The organism is Hoeflea marina (assembly GCF_003182275.1).
GTDB lineage: Bacteria > Pseudomonadota > Alphaproteobacteria > Rhizobiales > Rhizobiaceae > Hoeflea > Hoeflea marina.
Genome location: NZ_QGTR01000018.1, coordinates 1 through 2,228, shown reverse-complemented (window position 1 = coordinate 2,228; position 2,228 = coordinate 1). Strand labels below are relative to the sequence as shown.

Here is a 2,228-nt window from a genome sequence, read left to right as displayed (position 1 = left end):
GGATTCGATGTTCAGCCAGATGACCGATGCCGCGTCCAATCTGGGTGCGGTCAACAAGCGCATTTCGATGCAGGAGGATTTCGTGTCCAACCTGAGCGACTCCATCAGCAAGGGCATCGGCCGGCTGGTCGACGCCGACATGAACGAGGAATCGACCCGGCTGAAGGCGCTTCAGACCCAGCAGCAGCTGGGCATCCAGTCGCTGTCGATCGCCAACTCGAACTCGCAGAACGTGCTGGCGCTGTTCCGCTAAAGCCTCTCGATCAGCCGGCCCATCGGCCGGTGACAGTCGCGGCGCCGGGAGTTGAAACTCCCGGCGCCGCTCTTCGTTGGGGCGCCTGAAACAAGGCGCCCGCGCTGCGCGATGCCGTTAAGGTTTCGTTAGTATTTGAAAAATATGAATAATTAGGAATTCGGTTAAGTCTTCGGTAACCACGATCGATCATCTTGGGTTAACGAAATGGTGGGTCGCACGATCAGCGGAAGCTGATGGCGACGGGTATGATGCCTTGCCACCGTTGCCGGTATTCCCAGCCCGGTATGCCCTCTTTCTCAATTATACGGGCACACCCATGACAAGCATCATGACAAACACCTCCGCCATGTCCGCGCTGCAGACGCTGCGCTCCATCAACAGCGACATGGAGACGACCCAGTCGCGCATTTCCTCCGGATACCGGGTCGAATCAGCGGCCGACGACGCCGCCTACTGGTCGATTGCCACCACCATGCGTTCGGACAACAAGGCCATGTCTACGGTCAAGGATGCCCTCGGCCTCGGCGCCGCCAAGGTCGATGTCGCCTATACCGGTATCAATTCCTCCATCGAGGTCGTCTCCGAGATCAAGGCCAAGCTGGTGGCCGCCCGCGAGCCGGGCGTCGACAAGACCAAGATCAACAAGGAATTGACCGAGCTCAAGAACCAGCTCAAGAGCATCGCCACCTCGGCGTCGTTCTCCGGCGAGAACTGGCTCAACAACACCTCGACCGCCGCGGCGGGCACCAAGCAGGTCGTCGGCGGCTTCAACCGCGATTCCGGCGGCAAGGTCTCGATCACCACGCTCGACGTCAACACCAGTTCGACGACGCTGATCGGCGCCAAGAACGAAAGCCTCGGCATCCTGACCAAGGACATCGACGCCAACGCGCTGGATGCCAATTCGACCTCGACGACGGCGCGCAACTACTTCCTGATCGACACCGGCGCCACCACCGGCACGGCCGCCTCTGGCACCGAGATTTCGCTGTCCGGCACCACCACGGATGCCCAGGTCGACGACATGATCCGGGCCGTGGATTCGATGTTCAGCCAGATGACCGACGCCGCCTCCAACCTGGGTGCGGTCAACAAGCGCATCTCGATGCAGGAAGACTTCGTCTCCAACCTGATGGACTCGGTCGATCAGGGCATCGGCCGGCTGGTTGACGCCGACATGAACGAAGAATCGACCCGGCTCAAGGCGCTGCAGACCCAGCAGCAGTTGGGTATCCAGGCGTTGACGATCGCCAACTCGAACTCGCAGAACATTCTGTCGCTGTTCAGGTAAAAAACTAACAAAACCATAATATATACAGAGCCGCATCGAAATATATATTTCGGTGCGGTTTTTTTATAATTATGGATAAATATTACAACTCGCATTTAAGTGTTCCGTAACCATAATCCGGCAATCTCCATTTCAAGAAATGACGGGTCGTTGAGCGCAGCTGAAGCTGGCAACGACGGGCATGATGCCTTGCCGTTGTTGCCGGTATTTGTAGCCCGGTATCCCCTCCGTACTCAGTTTTAGGGGCACACCTATGACAAGCATCATGACGAACACCTCTGCAATGTCTGCGCTGCAGACACTGCGCTCCATCAACAGCGACATGGAAACCACCCAGTCGCGAATTTCCTCGGGATACCGCGTCGAGTCCGCGGCCGACGACGCTGCCTACTGGTCGATCGCCACCACCATGCGCTCCGACAACAAGGCGCTGTCGACGGTAAAGGACGCTCTCGGCCTCGGCGCCGCCAAGGTCGACGTCGCCTATACCGGCATGAACGCCTCGCTCGAAGTGGTCTCCGAGATCAAGGCCAAGCTGGTGGCCGCCCGCGAGCCGGGCGTCGACAAGACCAAGATCGACAAGGAACTCACCGAGCTCAAGAACCAGCTCAAGAGCATCGCCACCTCGGCGTCGTTCTCCGGCGAGAACTGGCTCAACAACACCTCGACCGCCGCGGCCGG

At 58.9% G+C, this 2,228-nt stretch carries 3 protein-coding genes; all 3 read left to right on the top strand.

Going from position 1 to position 2,228, the window contains the following annotated elements; translation table 11 throughout:
• Positions 1-253 (top strand): flagellin (locus DFR52_RS24110; RefSeq protein WP_280954207.1); only part of this gene is annotated, 253 nt, incomplete at its 5' end.
• Positions 254-572: 319 nt separating this feature from the next.
• The gene (locus DFR52_RS24105; RefSeq protein WP_110034637.1) at positions 573-1,547 is read left to right on the top strand and encodes a flagellin N-terminal helical domain-containing protein; all 975 of its coding nucleotides are present in this window, start codon (positions 573-575) and stop codon (positions 1,545-1,547) included.
• A gap of 253 nt (positions 1,548-1,800) precedes the next feature.
• On the top strand, positions 1,801-2,228 hold a 428-nt coding region (locus DFR52_RS24095), incomplete at its 3' end, for a flagellin N-terminal helical domain-containing protein (protein WP_483423391.1).

Coding starts and splice junctions, on each gene's coding strand:
- DFR52_RS24105 (WP_110034637.1), top strand. CDS start 573: ATGACAAGCATCATGACAAACACCTCCGCCATGTCCGCGCTGCAGACG.